Here is a 15,597-nt window from a genome sequence, read left to right on the forward strand (position 1 = left end):
GGAGAGGCGCCGGCGTAGACGGTGCCAGTGTTTGGACGTGGGAGGAAAGCATGCCGGCTGCGCCGAGCGCTTTGCGCATGCGGGGGATCAGCAAGACCTTTCCAGGTGTGAAGGCGCTTTCCAACGTCAACTTTTCCGTCGATTTCGGCCGGGTCCATGCGATCGTCGGCGAGAACGGCGCGGGCAAGTCGACTTTGATGAAGGTGCTGAGCGGCACCTATCTTCCGACCAGCGGCACCACCGAGATCGAAGGCGTCGAGGCTCGCATGCGCAAGCCGGCGGATGCGCAGAAGCTCGGCATCCGCATGGTCCATCAGGAACTGAACCTCGTTCCCGACCTGACCGTCGCCGAAAACGTCTATCTCGGCCGCATGCCGCGCAAATGGGGCATGGCCGACCGCGCCGCGATGATCCGCAACGCCGATGCCGTCCTCAAGGAACTCGGGGCCGACATCGATCCGACAGCGCGGCTTGGCGATCTCTCGATCAGTCAGCAGCAGCTCGTGGAGATCGCGAAGGCCTATGCCGCGAACCCCCGCATCATCGTGCTGGACGAGCCGACATCGAGCCTGAGCGAGCACGAGGCGGCGGCGCTGTTCAGGATCCTTCGCAAGATGAAGGGTGCCGGCATCGCGATCATCTACATCAGCCACCGGCTCAAGGAAGTTCTGGAAATCGCCGACGACGTGACGATCCTGCGCGATGGCGCCATGATCGATACGCGCCCCGCCAGCGGCATCACCGCTGCGGAGATGATCCGGCTGATGGTCGGCCGCGAGGTCACCAACGTCTTTCCCAAAATTCCCTCGAAGATCGGCGAAACCGTCTTGCGGGTCTCCGGCCTGAGCGATGGGTTCAGCTTCGCAGGTGTCAGCTTCGATGTGAGGGCGGGGGAAATCCTCGGGCTCACCGGCCTGGTCGGCGCCGGCAGGACCGAGGTGGCGAAGGCGATCTTCGGGCTTTCGACTGTGACCGAAGGCACCGTCGAGGTGCATGGCAAGGCGGTCAGGATCACATCGCCGTCGGCGGCGGTGAAGGCCGGCATCGCCTATGTTCCGGAGGACCGAAAGGGCGACGGCATCGTTCCCGCGATGACCGTGCGCGAGAACATCAGCCTGCCGGTCCTGCGGCGACTGTCGCGCCTCGGCCGCGTGAGCATGAGCGCCGATCGCAAGCTCGCCGCCAGATACGCCAAAGAATTCTCGATCGTCCCGCCCGACCCGGAACGCCGCATCAACCTGCTCTCGGGCGGGAACCAGCAAAAGGTGGTCATCTCGCGATGGCTCTCCGCCAACCCCTCCGTCCTGATCCTCGATGAACCCACGCGGGGCGTCGATGTCGGCGCGAAGGCCGAAATCCATCGCATCATCGGCGAACTCGTCGCCGGCGGCATGGCGGTCCTGATGATCTCGTCCGAACTGCCGGAGGTCCTCGGCGTGTGCGACCGCGTGGTCGTCATGCGTGATGGCCGCGCGTCGAGCCCGATCGACCGCGATGCCTTGACGGAGGAGCGGATCATGGCACTGGCCACGGGCGAGGAAGCGGCATGACCAATACGACGGCGGCGATCCAGAGCGAAGGCACGAACGGTCGTTTCAATCGCGGCAGCCGCCTTGTCGACCTGTTGTCGCGGGCGGGTCTCGCGCTCGCGATCCTCGCCATCGTGCTCTATGGCTCGCTGAGCAGCCCGGTCTTCTTCACCACCGGCAATTTCGTCAACGTCATGACCTCGATGGCCATCGTCGGCATCGTCGTGGTCGGCATGACCTTCGTGCTCGTCGTGGGCGGGCTGGCGGATCTCTCGGTTCCCGCCACGATCGCCTGCGGCGCGATCCTCTCGCTGGCGCTCCAGCCGATGATCGGGCCGGTTCCGGCCTTCATCGTCGCCGTTTCGCTCGCCGGCTTCTGCGGACTGGTGAGCGGCATTCTCGTCGGCTATGTCGGCATCAACCCGATCATCGCGACGCTGGGCGTCGGTACGATCGTCCTCGGCATCGTCCAGGCGGCGGTCGGCGGCGTCATCGTCTACGGCACGGATCCGGCAACCGCCGTGCTGGTGAAGAGCCGGATTTTCGGCATCCCGGCAATCGTCCTGATCTTCCTGGTGATCGCGGTCATCGGAAACTTCGTCCTGTCGCGCTCCTTCTGGGGTCGCTGGACGTTCGCGACGGGCGGCAATTACAGCGCTGCCGAAGCGAGCGCGGTGCCGGTCCGCGCCGTGAAGGCCGGCGCATTCGTCATCACCGGCCTCTGTTCCGGCCTCAGCGGCGGACTGCTCGGCCTGACCCTCCAGAGCGCGCGGCCGCTCGTCGGAACCGGCTACGAATTCAGCGCGATCACGGCGGTCGTCGTCGGCGGCGTGTCGATCATGGGCGGGTTCGGGTCGGTGCCGCGTGCCATCGCGGGTCTGGTCTTCGTGCAGATCCTCACCAATGTGATGGTGCTTCAGGGCGTCCGCACGCCCGTCCAGGGTTTCGTGCTCGGGCTGCTGATCGCCGGCGCGGTGGCGCTGGATGTCGCGCTTCGCAAGCGGGGAGTGGCGTGATGCACATGCTATCGCAGATCGTCCGCTACCGCGTCGGCCTCATTCTCGGCCTGACGCTCATCATCGCCTCGCTGATGGTGCCCGGTTTCTTCGGCATGACGACGCTCAGCCTCGGTCTCGATCGCTCGTCGACGATCGGCATCATCGCGATCGGCCTGACCGTTCTCCTGATCGCCGGCCAGATCGACCTGTCGGTCGGCGCGGTCTTCGCGCTGTCCGGCATCGTGGCGATCTCGCTGCAACCGAGCCTCGGCGTCTGGCCGGCCGCGATCGTCGGCGTCCTCGCTGGCACGGCCTGCGGGGTGTTCAACGGCATCCTGTCCGTCGGCTTCAAGGTCAATGCGCTGGTCGCCACGCTGGCGACCATGCTGATCTTCCGCTCGATCGCGCATTGGGCGACCAACAGCCAGCCGGTCGGCGGCACGGACATCATGTTTTCGGTCGCGATGGCGCGGATCTATCTCGACATCTTCACGGTCCGCAGCGCGCTCTTCCTTGCCGCGATCCTGCTCCTGCATCTCTGGCTGACGCGCACCGTTTCCGGCCGCAACCTGTTCGCCGTGGGCTCGAACGCGACCGCCGCCGAGGCAAGCGGCATCTCGTCCAGCCGCACCGTGTTCCTCGGCTTCGTCTTCGCCAGCACGATGGCTGGCGTGGCCGGCGTGTTGCAGAGCCTTGCCACCAACACCGGCTCTCCGGTCTTCGGTTCGGACCTGACCGTGATGGTGATCGCCGCTGTCGTGGTGGGTGGCACGCGCCTCGAGGGCGGGCGCGGCTCGGCGCTCGGCACGCTCGGCGGCGTCCTGACCATGGCCTCGCTCACCACCGCGATGGAGTTCCAGTCCGTGCCTGCCTACGTCCAGCAGGTCGTGGCCGGGCTCATGCTCATCCTGCTTGTCGTCCTGGACCGAACGGTCCGGGCGCGTCCCCGTAAACACGCCGCGGCAGTCGCCACGGCCTGAACCTTGCCACTTCAAAGGAGGAAATGATGGTTACAAGGAAAAGTGCATTGCTGAGCTGTGCCGCCGCGCTGTTCGCGTCGGTCGGTCTGGCCGAGGCGAAGACCGTCTGCTACGTCACGGCGGCGGACGCCCACGCCTACGCCACGCCTGCCAACGAGGCGCTTGCCGCGCGGGCGAAGGAACTCGGTATCGAGGTCCTGACGCTGAGCCAGAATTTCGACGTCCAGACCGGCACGGAGCAGCTCAACACCTGCATCGCGCGCAATGTGGACGGTATCATCCTGTGGCCGCTCGATCCCCAGGCCTACATCCCCGGTCTTGCCCGCGCGCAGGGCGCCAACATCCCGTCGATCCTGATCAACTCGCCGATGAGCGAGCAGGCCAACGAGTTCATCAAGTCGTTCACCGGCCCGGACGTCTATGAGGAAGGCGAGCTGGCTGCGGATTCGCTCAACGACGCGCTCGGCGGCGAAGGTGCCGTCGTGGTGATCGCGGGGCAGGCCGGCAACGGCACGACCATCGGCCGCGTCGGCGGGTTCGTCGATCGCCTCAAGGAAATCGGCAGCAAGATCGAGGTGCTGGACACCGTTAATGCCGACTTCGACCAGCAGAAGGCGCTCGTCGCCAGCCGCGACCTGATCACCCGCTTCGGCGACCAGATCAAGGGCGTCTACGCCAATGACGACACGATGGCGCGCGGCTTCATCGACGCGTGGAAGGAAGCGAACGCCGGCAAGCCGACGCCGCCCATCGTCGGCATCAACGGCCAGAAGGATGCGTTCGAATCGATCAAGTCGGGCGAGATGTATTCCACGATCGTCCAGTCGCCGGTCGAGGACGGCATGCTCGCGATCAACACCATGGCCGAAATCCTCGACGGCAAGGAGGTCGATGCCCGCCTGCCGATCCCGCTGACGGTGGTGACCAAGGCAAATGTCGACAGCGTCGAACCGGCGTTCTGATCGTCTCGGAAAATGATCGAGGAGCCCGGCATCGCCGGGCTCTTCTGTTTGTGTGCGACCTCGGCTTCAGCCGTCCGACACACCCGCTTCCGCAAAGGTGGCCATGCCCGCATGGCACGCCAGGGCGGCGCGCACGATGCCGATCGCGACGCAGCCACCCGATCCTTCGCCAAGCCGCATGCCGAGATCGAGGAGGGGCTCCAGCGATAGCCGGTCGAGCAGCTTGCGGTGCTGCGCCTCGGCCGACACATGGCCGGCGATGGCGTGATCGAGCCCGCCGTCGGTGATGCGCGCGAGAGGGGCGGACGCCGCCGTCGAGACGAACCCGTCCAGCATCACCGGAATGCGGTGCAGCCGTGCTGCCAGCGTCGCGCCGAACATGGCTGCGAGTTCGCGGCCGCCCACGCGCCGCAGCGCCTCGATCGGATCGCGCAACGTCTCGCCATGAAGCGCGAGTGCGGCATCGACGGCTTGAGCCTTGCGCACCAGTCCCGCGTCATCGACACCCGTGCCGCGCCCGACCCATTCGGCGCCGCCGTCGCCGAACAATGCCGCTGAGAGCGCGGCGGCCGCCGTCGTGTTGCCGATGCCCATTTCGCCGGTGCAGATGAGATGTGCTGCCGGATCGACAGCATCGAAGCCCGCACGCACTGCCTCCAGAAACGCGATCTCGTCCATGGCCGGCTCGACCGTGAAATCGGCGGTCGGGCGGTCGATGTCGAGCGGCACGACCCGCAAGGTCGCGCCCATCTGCCGGGCAAGCTGGTTGATCGCAGCACCCCCCGCGGCGAAGTTGGCGACCATCTGCGCGGTCACTTCCGCCGGGAAGGCGGAGACGCCGCGCGCGGTCACGCCGTGCGAGCCGGCGAAGACGAGCACGTCGATCCTGTCGAGCGCCGGAACGCTGCGGCCTTGCCAGCCGGCCATGAAGATCGCGAGCGTCTCCAGCCGTCCAAGGCTGCCGGGAGGCTTGGTCAGGACGGCCTGCCGTGCGCGCGCGGCCTGCGCGGCAGCGTCATCGGCGGAAGGAAGCGTCGCGCACAGCGCGCGAATGGCATCGATGGAATCGGGGGTCATGAGGTCTCCGTCAGGCGAGCAACGTTGCGCAGACGCACAGGATGAGGATTTCGCCGCCCTGCTGCAGCGAGCCGAGGACATCGCCCGTCTGCCCACCGATCTGGGCGAGCGCAAGCCGGCGCAGCGCAAAGAAGAGCAGTGCGAGCAGGGCGATTGTTACAATGGCAAAGCCGAGCCCGTTGAGAAGAAGCGCCAGAGCACCGATGCCCAGGGCAATAAGGGCCGTTCGGCCTTCGACAGCGCCGATGTCGGCGGACAATCCATAGGGGCGGGCGGATGCCACCTTGACCATGAAACCGGGCATCAAGGCCCGCGAGGCCGTATGCGCGGCAATCAGCGCTGGAATGGCGACTGCGGGGCTGACCACGGCCAGGGTGGAGAGCGCGGCCCAGCGGGTCAGCAATGAGAGGACGAGCGCGAGCGTGCCGTAGGTGCCGATCCGGCTGTCTGTCATGATCGCAAGTTTGTCGTCCTGCGTTCGCCCGCCGCCAAAACCGTCTGCGACGTCGGCCAGGCCGTCCTCATGCAACCCGCCGGTCAGCGCGATGCCTGTGGCGAGTGCGAGCGCCGCCGAAACACCGGGTGGCACACCTAGCGAGGTGATCAACCAGAGCGCGATGCCGACCAAAAGGCCGATGACCGCGCCCGCCACCGGTGCGGCCCACTGGGCTGCTGCGAAGTCGGACAGGACGACACCCTTGACCGGCAGGCGCGTGTAGAAACCGACGCACGCGGAAATGTCGGTCAGGAGGGACGAAGCCGACGGGAGGCGTGTGTGCTGCATCGATGCTCCGTGCGCGGTTGGTTCGCGCATCGGTCTAGGTCGGGGCAGGAGACCCTGTCAACGCGCGAAACATTTGCGGCGGGTCGCGTTTGCTCTAGGTTCCAGCCGAACAGCCGGGATTCGCAAGCGCGCCATGTCGCATAGTCTCACCTTCATTCTGGGCGGTGCCCGCTCCGGCAAGAGCCGCCACGCCGAAGATTTGATCGCCGCCCACCCGGCGCCGTGGACCTATGTGGCGACCGCGCAGGCGCTCGATGACGAGATGCGCGAGCGGATCGCGCATCACCGCGCCCGCCGTGAAGAGGGCTGGCGGACTGTCGACGCACCGCTCGATCTCGTGGGCGCACTGGATGCGATCGACGATGGCCAGCCGGTGCTGGTCGATTGTCTTACCTTGTGGCTCACCAATATCATGCTGGCCGAGCGCGATGTGGACGCGGAATCGCAACGTCTCGCGGATTGTCTCGGCAGGCCGCGCGGGCCATGGTTCGTCGTGGCCAATGAGGTGGGACTGGGCATCGTGCCCGACAACGCACTGGCACGGCGCTTCCGCGACGCCGCCGGCCGATTGAACCAGATGGTGGCGGCAAGGGCAGACGGCGTGCTCTTCATGGTCGCCGGACTTCCGATGAGGGTGAAATGACGCGCGAGATCGACGAAAAGCAGGCCGAACGCCACAAGTTCAAGATGGAAAAGCGCAAGGCGCTGCAGGACGCCAAGATTGCGGAAAAGACCGTCGAGAAGGGATTGTTGATCGTCAACACGGGTCCCGGCAAGGGCAAGTCCACCGCCGCCTTCGGGCTCGCCTTGCGCACGCTCGGCCACGGCAAGCGCGTGGGCATCGTCCAGTTCATCAAGGGAACGTGGCAGACGGGGGAACGCGCCGCCTTCGAGACATTCGGCGATCAGGTGGTCTGGCACACGATGGGCGAAGGCTTCACCTGGGACACGCAGGACCTCGCTCGCGACGTGGCGGCGGCAGGCCGGGCGTGGGACACCGTCAAACAGATGCTCGGCGACGAGACCCTGTCGCTGATCGTGCTGGACGAAATCAACATCGCGCTGCGCTACAAATATCTCGACATCGCCGACGTGGTGGAAACGCTGAAAAACCGGCGCGCGGACCTTCATGTGATCGCGACGGGCCGCAGCGCAAAGCCGGAACTGATGGAGGCAGCCGACGTCGTCACAGAGATGGGCGAGGTCAAGCACCATTTCGCCGCCGGCGTGAAGGCGCAGGCCGGAATCGAGTTCTAGCCACGCACCGCCAGGTAGATCGCCGCGCATACGCCGGCCAATGCGATGAGCAGCACATCGGCCGATCGATAGAGCGCGAGCGCCCGGCGGATGTCCGCGGCGGTCGCCTCCCGGCGCCCGCCCTGGCCCATGAAGACGTCATCCACCAGGACGCCGCCATAGGAACGTGGACCGGCGAGCGCGAGGCCGAGCGCGCCTGCCATCGCGGCTTCCGGCCATCCCGCATTGGGCGATTTGTGGTGCTTCGCGTCCCGCAGCATCGCCTGCCATGCGTCGCGAGGCGACGCGTCTCTTGTCAATGCAGCGGCCGCGATGATCAGCAGCGCCGTGAGCCGGGAGGCGGGCAGGTTCACGAGGTCGTCAAGCCGGGCCGACGCCCAGCCAAATGCCTGATGGCGGGGTGTGCGGTGACCGATCATGCTGTCGGCGGTGTTGATCGCCTTGTAGGCCACGCCTCCCGGCAACCCGCCGACCGCCAACCAGAAAGCCGGCGCCACGATGCCGTCGGAGAAATTTTCCGCGAGGCTCTCGATCGCGGCGCGGCAGACGCCTGCCTCATCGAGCGTCTCGGGATCGCGCCCGACGATCTGCGAGACGGCACTGCGCCCCGCAGGCAACCCGCCTTGCTCCAGCGCGTCGGCCACCGCCTCGACATGCTCGCCCAGGCTGCGCTGCGCGAGCAGCGACGTGGCGAGGAGGGCAAGAACGACCAGCCAGACGCCATCACCGAGAAGCGCCTGCAAGGCGAAGGCCGGAACGGCGACCGCCGCGATCAAAAGCACCAGCGCGCAGACGCCCATCCGGCGACGGCGCATCTCGGCGTCACCCTCGCGATTGAGCGTGCGGTCGAGAGCCGCGACAAGGCGTCCCATCCACGTCACGGGATGGCCGATCAGACGGAAGAGCCGGTCCGGATATCCGGCGACGCGTTCGATGATGAGAGCGAAAAAGGCGACGAGAAGGGTCATGCAATCCGGGCCTGCGGTGTAACTCCGCTTTTATTGAGGCGCTGTCGCCCTTGCCAGCTCTCTCGTGCCTCGACGCTCCGGACGATCTGCCGCATCCCCCTGGAACAAGGTAAACATCGCGTTCAACATTTATTGTCATTTTTCGTGAAGGATCGCGCCTGAGTTTTGGTCGGGGGGAGAACTCGCCTTCGATCTGTTGTGTATCGTGTACAGGTCGCCATGCGTCTCCTCCGTTCTTCCCTCGCTCTTTTCGTATCCGTCGCGATCGCCGGCTGCTCGACCGGCTCGAGCGTCGACGTGCTGCAAAGCGTCAAGACATCGAACGAAACGACGAGTTCGATCATGAGATCGGTCGTGCCGAAGGCGGCGGTCGGTGCGTCTGCCGCGGGCTATCCGGGCACGGCCGCCGTGACGGCGCTGGCCGAGCCGACGGAGAACAAGGCAGCCGCGATCGAGCAGGTCGCGATGGTGAGGCCGCAGAACGTTCAGCCGCAGGCCGGCCCCCGCCGCACAGTCTACAGCCCGAATTTCCGCGACGCGCATCCGATGAAGTTCGGCAAGGTCACGCCGGCCCACCACGCGGTCCACGGCGTCGACGTCTCGCGCTGGCAGGGAAACATCGATTGGCCGAAACTCCGCAGCCAGGGCGCGAATTTCGTGTTCATCAAAGCGACGGATGGCGGCGACCATCTCGATCCGATGTTCCACAAGAACTGGAAGGGCGCGGAAGCCGCCGGCATCCGGCGCGGCGCTTATCACTTCTTCTACTGGTGCCGCGTCGCGAGCGAGCAGGCGGACTGGTTCATCCGCAACGTGCCGAAGGAAGCAGGCGCTCTGCCGCCGGTGATCGACGTCGAATGGAATGGTCAGTCGGCCTGCAAGAAGCGTCCGTCGCGCATCCAGGTCCAGCAGAAGATGCAGGTCTTCATGGACAAGCTCGAGGCGCATTACGGCCAGCGCCCGATCATCTACACGGCCCCGGATTTCTATGAGGACAATCTGACCGGCGCGTTCAAGGATTACCCGTTCTGGCTCCGCTCCGTCGCCGCGCACCCCTCGGTGCGCTATCCCGGCCGCGACTGGGTGTTCTGGCAGTATTCCGGCACCGGCCTGTCGAAGGGCGTCGGCGAGAACATCGACCTCAACGTCTTCCACGGCAACGAGGCTCAGTGGCACAAATGGATCGAGCGCAACACGCTGGGCTCGCAGATGGCGCGAAACTAGCGCACAGAGGCCGAATACTCCTGCGCGCATCTATCGACGGGCGCGGCGCCACGATACGCTGCATCGCTCGAATGCACCCAAGGGGAGGGCCGTTTGCTTCGTATCGAAAAGATCCCGATCGCCTCGATCTACATTCCGACCGAGCGCCGCAAGACCCTGCACCCGGAGACGGCGCGCTTGCTCGCCGAAGACATTCTTGAGAACGGCATGAAGACGCCGATCCAGGTGCGCCACGACGGCAAGCGTTATGTGCTGGTCGAGGGACTGCACCGCCTGGAAGCTGCGCGCTTCCTCGGCGAGACCGAGATCGACGCCTATCTGGTGCAGGCGCGCAAGCATTGAGAATTTGACTGACCCCGCCCGGCAGGCCGGACGGGGTGTGTTCTGGCGAGACAGCTACTCGCGTGGCGCGGCGTCCTTGCCGCCGCGTTCGTGCTGGCCCCAATGCTTGCCGCCGCGCGGGCGATCCTCGCTTGTGACGAGGCCGTCCTCGTTGCGGTCCATGCGGGCAAAGACCCGTTCGGCGCGCTCGGGGACTTTTGCGACGAATTCCTTGGCGCTCAGTTCGCCATTGCCGTCCGCATCGAGCGTGTCGAACATGGCGGATGCGCGCTCCTGCATGAGGCCGGAAAAACCCTCGAGGTTCATGCCGTCGCGCATCATGTCACGCATTTTGGCATGCACGTCGCGCATCGCCTCCGGCATCTCGGCGCGGCGCTCCGCACGGGCTTCGCGACGTTCCGCGCGCTCTTCCCGGCGCTGCGCAAAACGCTCGCCGCGCGCTTCCTGACCTGCGGCGAATTCCTCCGGCGAGATCATGCCGTCGCTGTTCGTATCGAGACGCTCGAACTGTTCGGTGACGCGCGCGCTGCGGCGCTCCGCACGCTCTTCCTGCGTCATCTCGGCCCTGCCGTCGCGCCGCTCAGTGCGTGGCCCGTCGCGGTGGAGACGGCCGGCCTCGCGGCCGGTCCGCGTGACGATGCCGTCCTCGTTGGGCTTCATGCGCTCGAAGCGCGCCGCCGCGCGCTCGCCAGCGGCGGCCAGGAACTGCTCGCGGGTCACGACGCCATCGCCATCGGCATCGAGCGCCTCGAACCGCGCCTGCTCGCGCTCCTGCATCAGATTGGCGAGATTGGCGACATCCATGCCGTCGGCATCGATCAGGGCGCGCATCTCGGCGCGAAACCCGCCGCGCGCGTCCTTGTCCGCCGTCTCCGCATAGGCGGCGGTGGCGCCGGAGGCGGCCAGAAGGGCGATGATCAGTGTCTTCATGTGGGGTGGTGTCCTCGTTGCGATGTCCCTGCCTCGCACAGTGCCGACGCGCACATTACGGCGCGCTTGCCGGGAGATTACATCGCGGTAATGCAGGGTTAACGCGGGTCTTGCCTTCTCCCCGCAGGCGGGGAGAAGGAAGTGCGCGCACTTCCTCGATGCCACGCCCCGTTTCCGGTCTGGTCATTTCGGGAATCCGTTTGCCGTCCTGCGCGATCATGACGTGTCGGGCCGCTCCATCGCCCAGGCAGCGAGGCCGTGCACGGTGTCGAGAATGTCGTGGATTTCGTGGGTTGGCCGGGGACGCGCGCCTGGCGGGCGGCCGGGACGCAATGGCCAGACGCGGCGGATACGGCGGCTGTTTCGCGCGCTTGCGTGTCCGATATTTTGTGCGCCTGCGTCGCGGGCCGCACGCCAGCGGGCGAAGCGCCGGGCCTGTCGCGGCAGGTCGTCCAGCGCCGACGCGAGCGCGGTGAGGCGCAGAGTGAGGCGGACAGCATCGACCGGGGCGTCGGCTGCGGGCGGGCGGCGGATCGGAAACGGGTCGCTCAGGCCGGGGAAGCAGATGCGCGGAACGCCGCTCCGCGACGATCGCCGAGGCCGGTGCGCGCGCGGCAGCGGGTCGAAGAGCTGAAAGCCGTGGCCGGCCTTGGCCGGGGACGCTTGGGGACCGGCGAGAACCTTCGGCCTGCGCAGGCGCGCCGGCGTAAGCGTGACGACAAGGCCGCGCGCGGCGACGATGACCAGCCGGCGCGCTGCCGCCTCGGCCGGGCGCAGCAGGCGGAGCACGGCGCGGTGGAGATGGCGGGGAAGGGTGCGGTCTGCGCCGCCGCCGCTGGTGATACCGGCCATCGCCCCAAGGCTCGCCAGCACGCGCTTCAGCGCCTGACGGTTCGTCTCGATCGCGGCCTTCCAGTCCATCGCATCCTCCGCGCCTCTTTGGTCAAGGCGGCGGGATTATCGCGCGGGTTTGGGGGAGGTGGATAAAATGGGGCGGGGTTGCGGCGATGGTTTTCGCAAGTAATTGATCGGGCTTGGGAAACGGCTTCGGCGATGTGGAAATCTTTCCACCGGCGATCTCCACCTCAATTTCGTCATTCTCGGGCGACCGGAGCGCAGCGGAGGGAGACCCGGGAATCCATGCCTCGGCAGTTGGTGAGAGACGGGGTGGTCACGGATGGTTTGTGATCTCCGGTGCCCCAGATAAGTGCCGGGTTCTGCACCATCCTGCGATGGAACCGGCGAGGCATGGATCCCCGGGTCTTGGCATCGAGCTGCGCTCGACGCTCCGCCCGAGGATGACGAAGTGGGTGGGGTAGGGTCACCGAAAACCGTCACCGCCTCCGAACTTGGCCCAGCCGAAACCACCCCACCTTAGCGATCTCCACCCCACTTCGTCATTCTCGGGCGACCGGAGCGCAGCGGAGGAAGACCCGGGAATCCATGCCTCGTCGGTTGGCGACGGGCGGGGTGGTCCCGATGGTTCGTGGTCTCCGGTGACCGGGCGCGCCAAGTTCTGCCCCATCCTGTGGCTGAACCGGCGAGGCATGGATCCCCGGGTCTGCGCATCGAGCTTCGCTCGACGCTCCGCCCGAGGATGACGAAGTGGGGTGGGGATGCCCGAGGATGACGAAGTGGGGTGGGGATGCCCGAGCATGACGAATCGGGGTGGGGATGCCGCGAGCATGACGAACCGGGTGGGGGGCGTTCGCACAACCCGAATCCCGGAGCAAACTCGACACGCTTCGGCATTCTGCTGCTCGTATGCGCAAGACACGTCGCACGCTCGGTCAATCAATACGGACGGGTGGTCAATGGAACAGCTATCCGCATTCGATAAACTGCCCATCCCGCCGCCAAGCGCGGCGTCGGCTAACGGGAGAAATACGTTGATCAGGAATGCATCCATCCGGCTCGCTGCGGCCGCCATCGTCATGGGATGTAGCAGTGCAGGCGCCCAGACGGCAGGGGACTGGGTTCTCGGAAACTATCAAAATTCCGGCTACTGGTTTCCAGGCGTCGCCGAGAAGATTCAGAATGGCAAGGTAACGATCCGTTACGATGACGGCGACCGGGAAACGGTCTCCAGCAGGAATGTGCGCCCCTACGACTGGATGATCGGCATGAAGGTGGAGTGCAACTACAAGAATGCCGGCGACTGGTATTCCGGTACGATCGCGTCTCTTGCGGGCGAAAGGATCGGGATCACCTACGATGATGGCGACAAGGAAACAACCAAAACCGGTCGTTGCCGCTCCAGGTAACAGCCCCCCGGCACAGGTGTGGCGCGGCTGGGACGCAACGCAGGTCTCCGCCCACGCGAAACAGGGTGACCAGGGCATGGATCGCCGTGCATCCTTCCGGACGGAGCGGCGATCCATCTCTTTGTTTGAGCATCGGATCAGCCCGAAAACCGGATTCCGCTTTCGGGCCGATGCTCCAGCCCTCTCCTGACGCGCCGCCCCGGCAACACAAACAAAGGAACCTCCGTGAAGACACCCTTCAAAACCGCCGCCATGTCGGCCGCATTGGCGTTTTTCATCTCCGCGCCCGTCGCGGGCGCTGCAGGCATGAAGTTCGATATCGAGAACAGCTCAGACTACATCATTACCGGTTTCTATACCGGCGAGGAGGGGGAGTGGAGCGCGAACTGGATGAACTTCAAGCTCGACGCCGGCGAAACCGCGGCCATGGAATTCAACCATGACGGCGCGTGCGACATCGAATTCTACGTCACCTGGGAAGCCGAAGACGGGTCCAGCATCAAGGGCGACGAGACATCGATCGATATTTGCGATGCGGACACGATCTATTTCGACGGCAAGGAAGCCACGTACGATTGACGGTCAAGCAGTCATGAACAGGAAGGTCCGTGTCGCGTGGCGCGGGCCTCCCGCGCCCTTTCGATTGGGGATGGCGATCCCTTTACTTCCGGGGACAGTAGAGATACCGGTGTTCTGCGGGCAAGACTTTGGCCTGCTTCCCCACCGGTTCGCCTGAGCAGGACGCCGGCGAAGCATCGTTTTCAGGCGTCCCTATTGATCACGAGCGACAAACCCTTCGTATTCTCCTCCGAAGCGACCCGTGACGATACCGCTGCCGGGTTCGGCCGCTACCATGACCTCTATCCGGTGGCGTCGGACGTTGCCATGACGGGCGAGCGCTTTCACGCTGAAGCGCGCGCGCACCAGCTCTCGCGCATGATCGTTCTCGACCGCCGGATCAGCGGCGTCACCCACAGCCGAAGCGCACGTCACGCAAAGCGCGACGGTTTCGACCATGTGGTGCTCCAGCTTCTGGTTTCCGGCCGATGGATAAACGGCGCGCCAAGCGAGGAGCGCCTGGTTCAACCAGGCGAGGTGATCTTCCACGACATGACCCGCCCGCACCGCAACTGTGCCGATGGTGCGCGAATTGTGACGATCAACCTGCCGCGCGACCAGATCGAACGCGCCATGCCCATGAGGCCGGGCGCGCACGGCGCAATCCTTCCCGCATCCGCCTCCCAGCTTCTCGGCGAATTCATGCTCCTGCTGGTGCGGCGCGGTGGCGCGGTCCCGGCCCAGATGGCGGACAGCGCCGGCAGGGCGGTGGCGGAACTGGTCGCAGGCGCATTCGCCAGTTTGGACGGCCAGCATGCGCCGGCAAACCGGGAAGCCCATTTCACCGCCTTGCGCCGCGAGCGGGCCGAGCTTTTCATCGAAGCCCGTCTGGCCGATCAGGCTCTCGACGCCGATCTCGTCGCATACGGTCTCGGCGTCTCCCGAACGGTGCTCTACCAGATGTTCAAAACCTCCGGCGGAGTAGCCCGTTACATCCTCGCCCGGCGGCTGGAGCGGTTGGGCAACGCCCTGCGCCAGCGCTCCGAGACGCGCTCCGTGTCCCAGCTTGCCTTCATGTGCGGATTTTCCAGCGAGAGCCATTGCAGCCGGGCGTTTCGCGCGGCCTATGGCATGCCGCCCGGGCAATATCGCAACGAGGCGACGCGTGAGAAACGCGTCCTGAGCACCCCCGTCGGCCCTGCCCACAGCGAGCTGGACACCTGGCACGCGGCCCTTCGCTAGACCGGGCCGACTGTTAAGCCGCTACTTCTGCTGCTGTGGGCGCGTTCCTGATGCGGGGCTGGAGAATGTACGTGGTGAGTTCAGCCTGACGGCGCTCGCCTACAACATCAAGAGAGCCATAACCATCGTCGGCGTCCTTGGCCTGATCACGGCCTTACGGGCATAATCGGCCGCTCCGGACCATCGGAGCCAGAAAACCTACGGCTCGCTTTCGGTGATTGAAGCGATTCAGCAGTATCGGCGAGAAATGGACGACCCAGCGATGGATCGTCGAATGGTCGATGGTGGTGCCGCGGTCGGCCATCATCTCCTTCAGATCGCGCAGGCTCAGGCCATAGGCGAGGTACCATCATACGCATAGCAGGACGATGGATCGATCGAAATGACGGCCTTTGAACCTAGTATGCGCTCCGCGAGTGGGGCTGACCTCATGCCATCCCAGTGTTGCTGGAAAGTCCGCAACAGAGCCGTTCAGACTGCCC

General features: G+C 65.7%; 16 protein-coding genes and 1 pseudogene. 11 read left to right on the plus strand and 6 right to left on the minus strand.

What is annotated here, in order from left to right; genetic code table 11:
- The first annotated feature begins 50 nt into the window (after positions 1-50).
- The 4 genes from AAFN55_RS09335 to AAFN55_RS09350 are packed head-to-tail and all read left to right on the plus strand — an operon-like array spanning position 51 to position 4,469.
- A complete protein-coding gene (locus tag AAFN55_RS09335; protein ID WP_347798572.1) occupies positions 51-1,550 on the plus strand; it encodes a sugar ABC transporter ATP-binding protein in 1,500 nt (499 codons plus the stop codon).
- Positions 1,547-2,545, plus strand: a complete 999-nt coding sequence (locus AAFN55_RS09340) for an ABC transporter permease (protein WP_347798573.1) — start codon at positions 1,547-1,549, stop codon at positions 2,543-2,545. The genes AAFN55_RS09335 and AAFN55_RS09340 overlap by 4 nt, the downstream gene beginning before the upstream one ends.
- Positions 2,545-3,507: an ABC transporter permease gene (locus AAFN55_RS09345; RefSeq protein ID WP_347798574.1), complete on the plus strand. Its 963-nt coding sequence runs from the start codon at positions 2,545-2,547 to the stop codon at positions 3,505-3,507. Before AAFN55_RS09340 ends, AAFN55_RS09345 begins: the two co-directional genes overlap by 1 nt.
- Positions 3,508-3,533: 26 nt before the next feature.
- Positions 3,534-4,469: a sugar ABC transporter substrate-binding protein gene (locus AAFN55_RS09350; protein ID WP_347798575.1), complete on the plus strand. Its 936-nt coding sequence runs from the start codon at positions 3,534-3,536 to the stop codon at positions 4,467-4,469.
- A gap of 66 nt (positions 4,470-4,535) precedes the next feature.
- On the opposite strand, the gene cobT is transcribed toward AAFN55_RS09350, so the two are convergent.
- A complete protein-coding gene (cobT, locus tag AAFN55_RS09355; RefSeq protein WP_347798576.1) occupies positions 4,536-5,546 on the minus strand; it encodes a nicotinate-nucleotide--dimethylbenzimidazole phosphoribosyltransferase in 1,011 nt (336 codons plus the stop codon).
- A gap of 10 nt (positions 5,547-5,556) precedes the next feature.
- Entirely contained in the window at positions 5,557-6,330 is a 774-nt protein-coding gene (gene cobS / locus AAFN55_RS09360; RefSeq protein ID WP_347798577.1) for an adenosylcobinamide-GDP ribazoletransferase, read from the minus strand.
- 133 nt (positions 6,331-6,463) lie between these two features.
- Between cobS and cobU the strand changes: the two genes are divergently transcribed.
- Together cobU and cobO are read left to right on the plus strand one after the other, a co-directional pair.
- Positions 6,464-6,973 (plus strand): bifunctional adenosylcobinamide kinase/adenosylcobinamide-phosphate guanylyltransferase, encoded by a 510-nt coding sequence (cobU, locus tag AAFN55_RS09365; protein WP_347798578.1) that lies wholly within the window; start codon positions 6,464-6,466, stop codon positions 6,971-6,973.
- A complete protein-coding gene (gene cobO / locus AAFN55_RS09370; protein WP_347798579.1) occupies positions 6,970-7,587 on the plus strand; it encodes a cob(I)yrinic acid a,c-diamide adenosyltransferase in 618 nt (205 codons plus the stop codon). The genes cobU and cobO overlap by 4 nt, the downstream gene beginning before the upstream one ends.
- Here the strand turns inward: cobO and cbiB are convergent.
- The gene (gene cbiB / locus AAFN55_RS09375) at positions 7,584-8,555 is read right to left on the minus strand and encodes an adenosylcobinamide-phosphate synthase CbiB (protein ID WP_347798580.1); all 972 of its coding nucleotides are present in this window, start codon (positions 8,553-8,555) and stop codon (positions 7,584-7,586) included. The two genes, cobO and cbiB, sit on opposite strands and share 4 nt — an antisense overlap.
- Positions 8,556-8,774: 219 nt before the next feature.
- Here cbiB and AAFN55_RS09380 point away from each other — a divergent pair, with 219 nt between their 5' ends.
- On the plus strand, positions 8,775-9,779 hold the full coding sequence (locus tag AAFN55_RS09380) for a GH25 family lysozyme (RefSeq protein ID WP_347798581.1): 1,005 nt from the start codon (positions 8,775-8,777) through the stop codon (positions 9,777-9,779).
- A gap of 93 nt (positions 9,780-9,872) precedes the next feature.
- Positions 9,873-10,121 (plus strand): ParB N-terminal domain-containing protein, encoded by a 249-nt coding sequence (locus AAFN55_RS09385; protein ID WP_347798582.1) that lies wholly within the window; start codon positions 9,873-9,875, stop codon positions 10,119-10,121.
- Between the two features lie 54 nt (positions 10,122-10,175).
- Here AAFN55_RS09385 and AAFN55_RS09390 read toward each other — a convergent pair whose 3' ends face one another.
- Both AAFN55_RS09390 and AAFN55_RS09395 read right to left on the minus strand, forming a co-directional pair.
- Complete coding sequence (locus tag AAFN55_RS09390; protein WP_347798583.1) at positions 10,176-11,051, minus strand: hypothetical protein; 876 nt, start codon at positions 11,049-11,051, stop codon at positions 10,176-10,178.
- Positions 11,052-11,267: 216 nt separating this feature from the next.
- Entirely contained in the window at positions 11,268-11,972 is a 705-nt protein-coding gene (locus AAFN55_RS09395) for a hypothetical protein (protein ID WP_347798584.1), read from the minus strand.
- Positions 11,973-12,940: 968 nt separating this feature from the next.
- Here AAFN55_RS09395 and AAFN55_RS09400 point away from each other — a divergent pair.
- From AAFN55_RS09400 to AAFN55_RS09410, 3 genes are all read left to right on the plus strand, one after another.
- On the plus strand, positions 12,941-13,315 hold the full coding sequence (locus tag AAFN55_RS09400; protein ID WP_347798585.1) for a tudor domain-containing protein: 375 nt from the start codon (positions 12,941-12,943) through the stop codon (positions 13,313-13,315).
- A 225-nt stretch (positions 13,316-13,540) separates the two neighbouring features.
- The gene (locus AAFN55_RS09405) at positions 13,541-13,894 is read left to right on the plus strand and encodes a hypothetical protein (RefSeq protein WP_347798586.1); all 354 of its coding nucleotides are present in this window, start codon (positions 13,541-13,543) and stop codon (positions 13,892-13,894) included.
- Positions 13,895-14,089: 195 nt separating this feature from the next.
- On the plus strand, positions 14,090-15,115 hold the full coding sequence (locus tag AAFN55_RS09410; protein ID WP_347798587.1) for a helix-turn-helix domain-containing protein: 1,026 nt from the start codon (positions 14,090-14,092) through the stop codon (positions 15,113-15,115).
- A gap of 202 nt (positions 15,116-15,317) precedes the next feature.
- Here the strand turns inward: AAFN55_RS09410 and AAFN55_RS09415 are convergent.
- Positions 15,318-15,557 (minus strand): annotated as a pseudogene (locus AAFN55_RS09415) (hypothetical protein); the annotation flags it as partial.
- Positions 15,558-15,597: the final 40 nt, after the last annotated feature.

This window comes from Mesorhizobium sp. CAU 1732 (assembly GCF_039888675.1).
Classification (GTDB): Bacteria; Pseudomonadota; Alphaproteobacteria; order Rhizobiales; family Rhizobiaceae; genus Aerobium.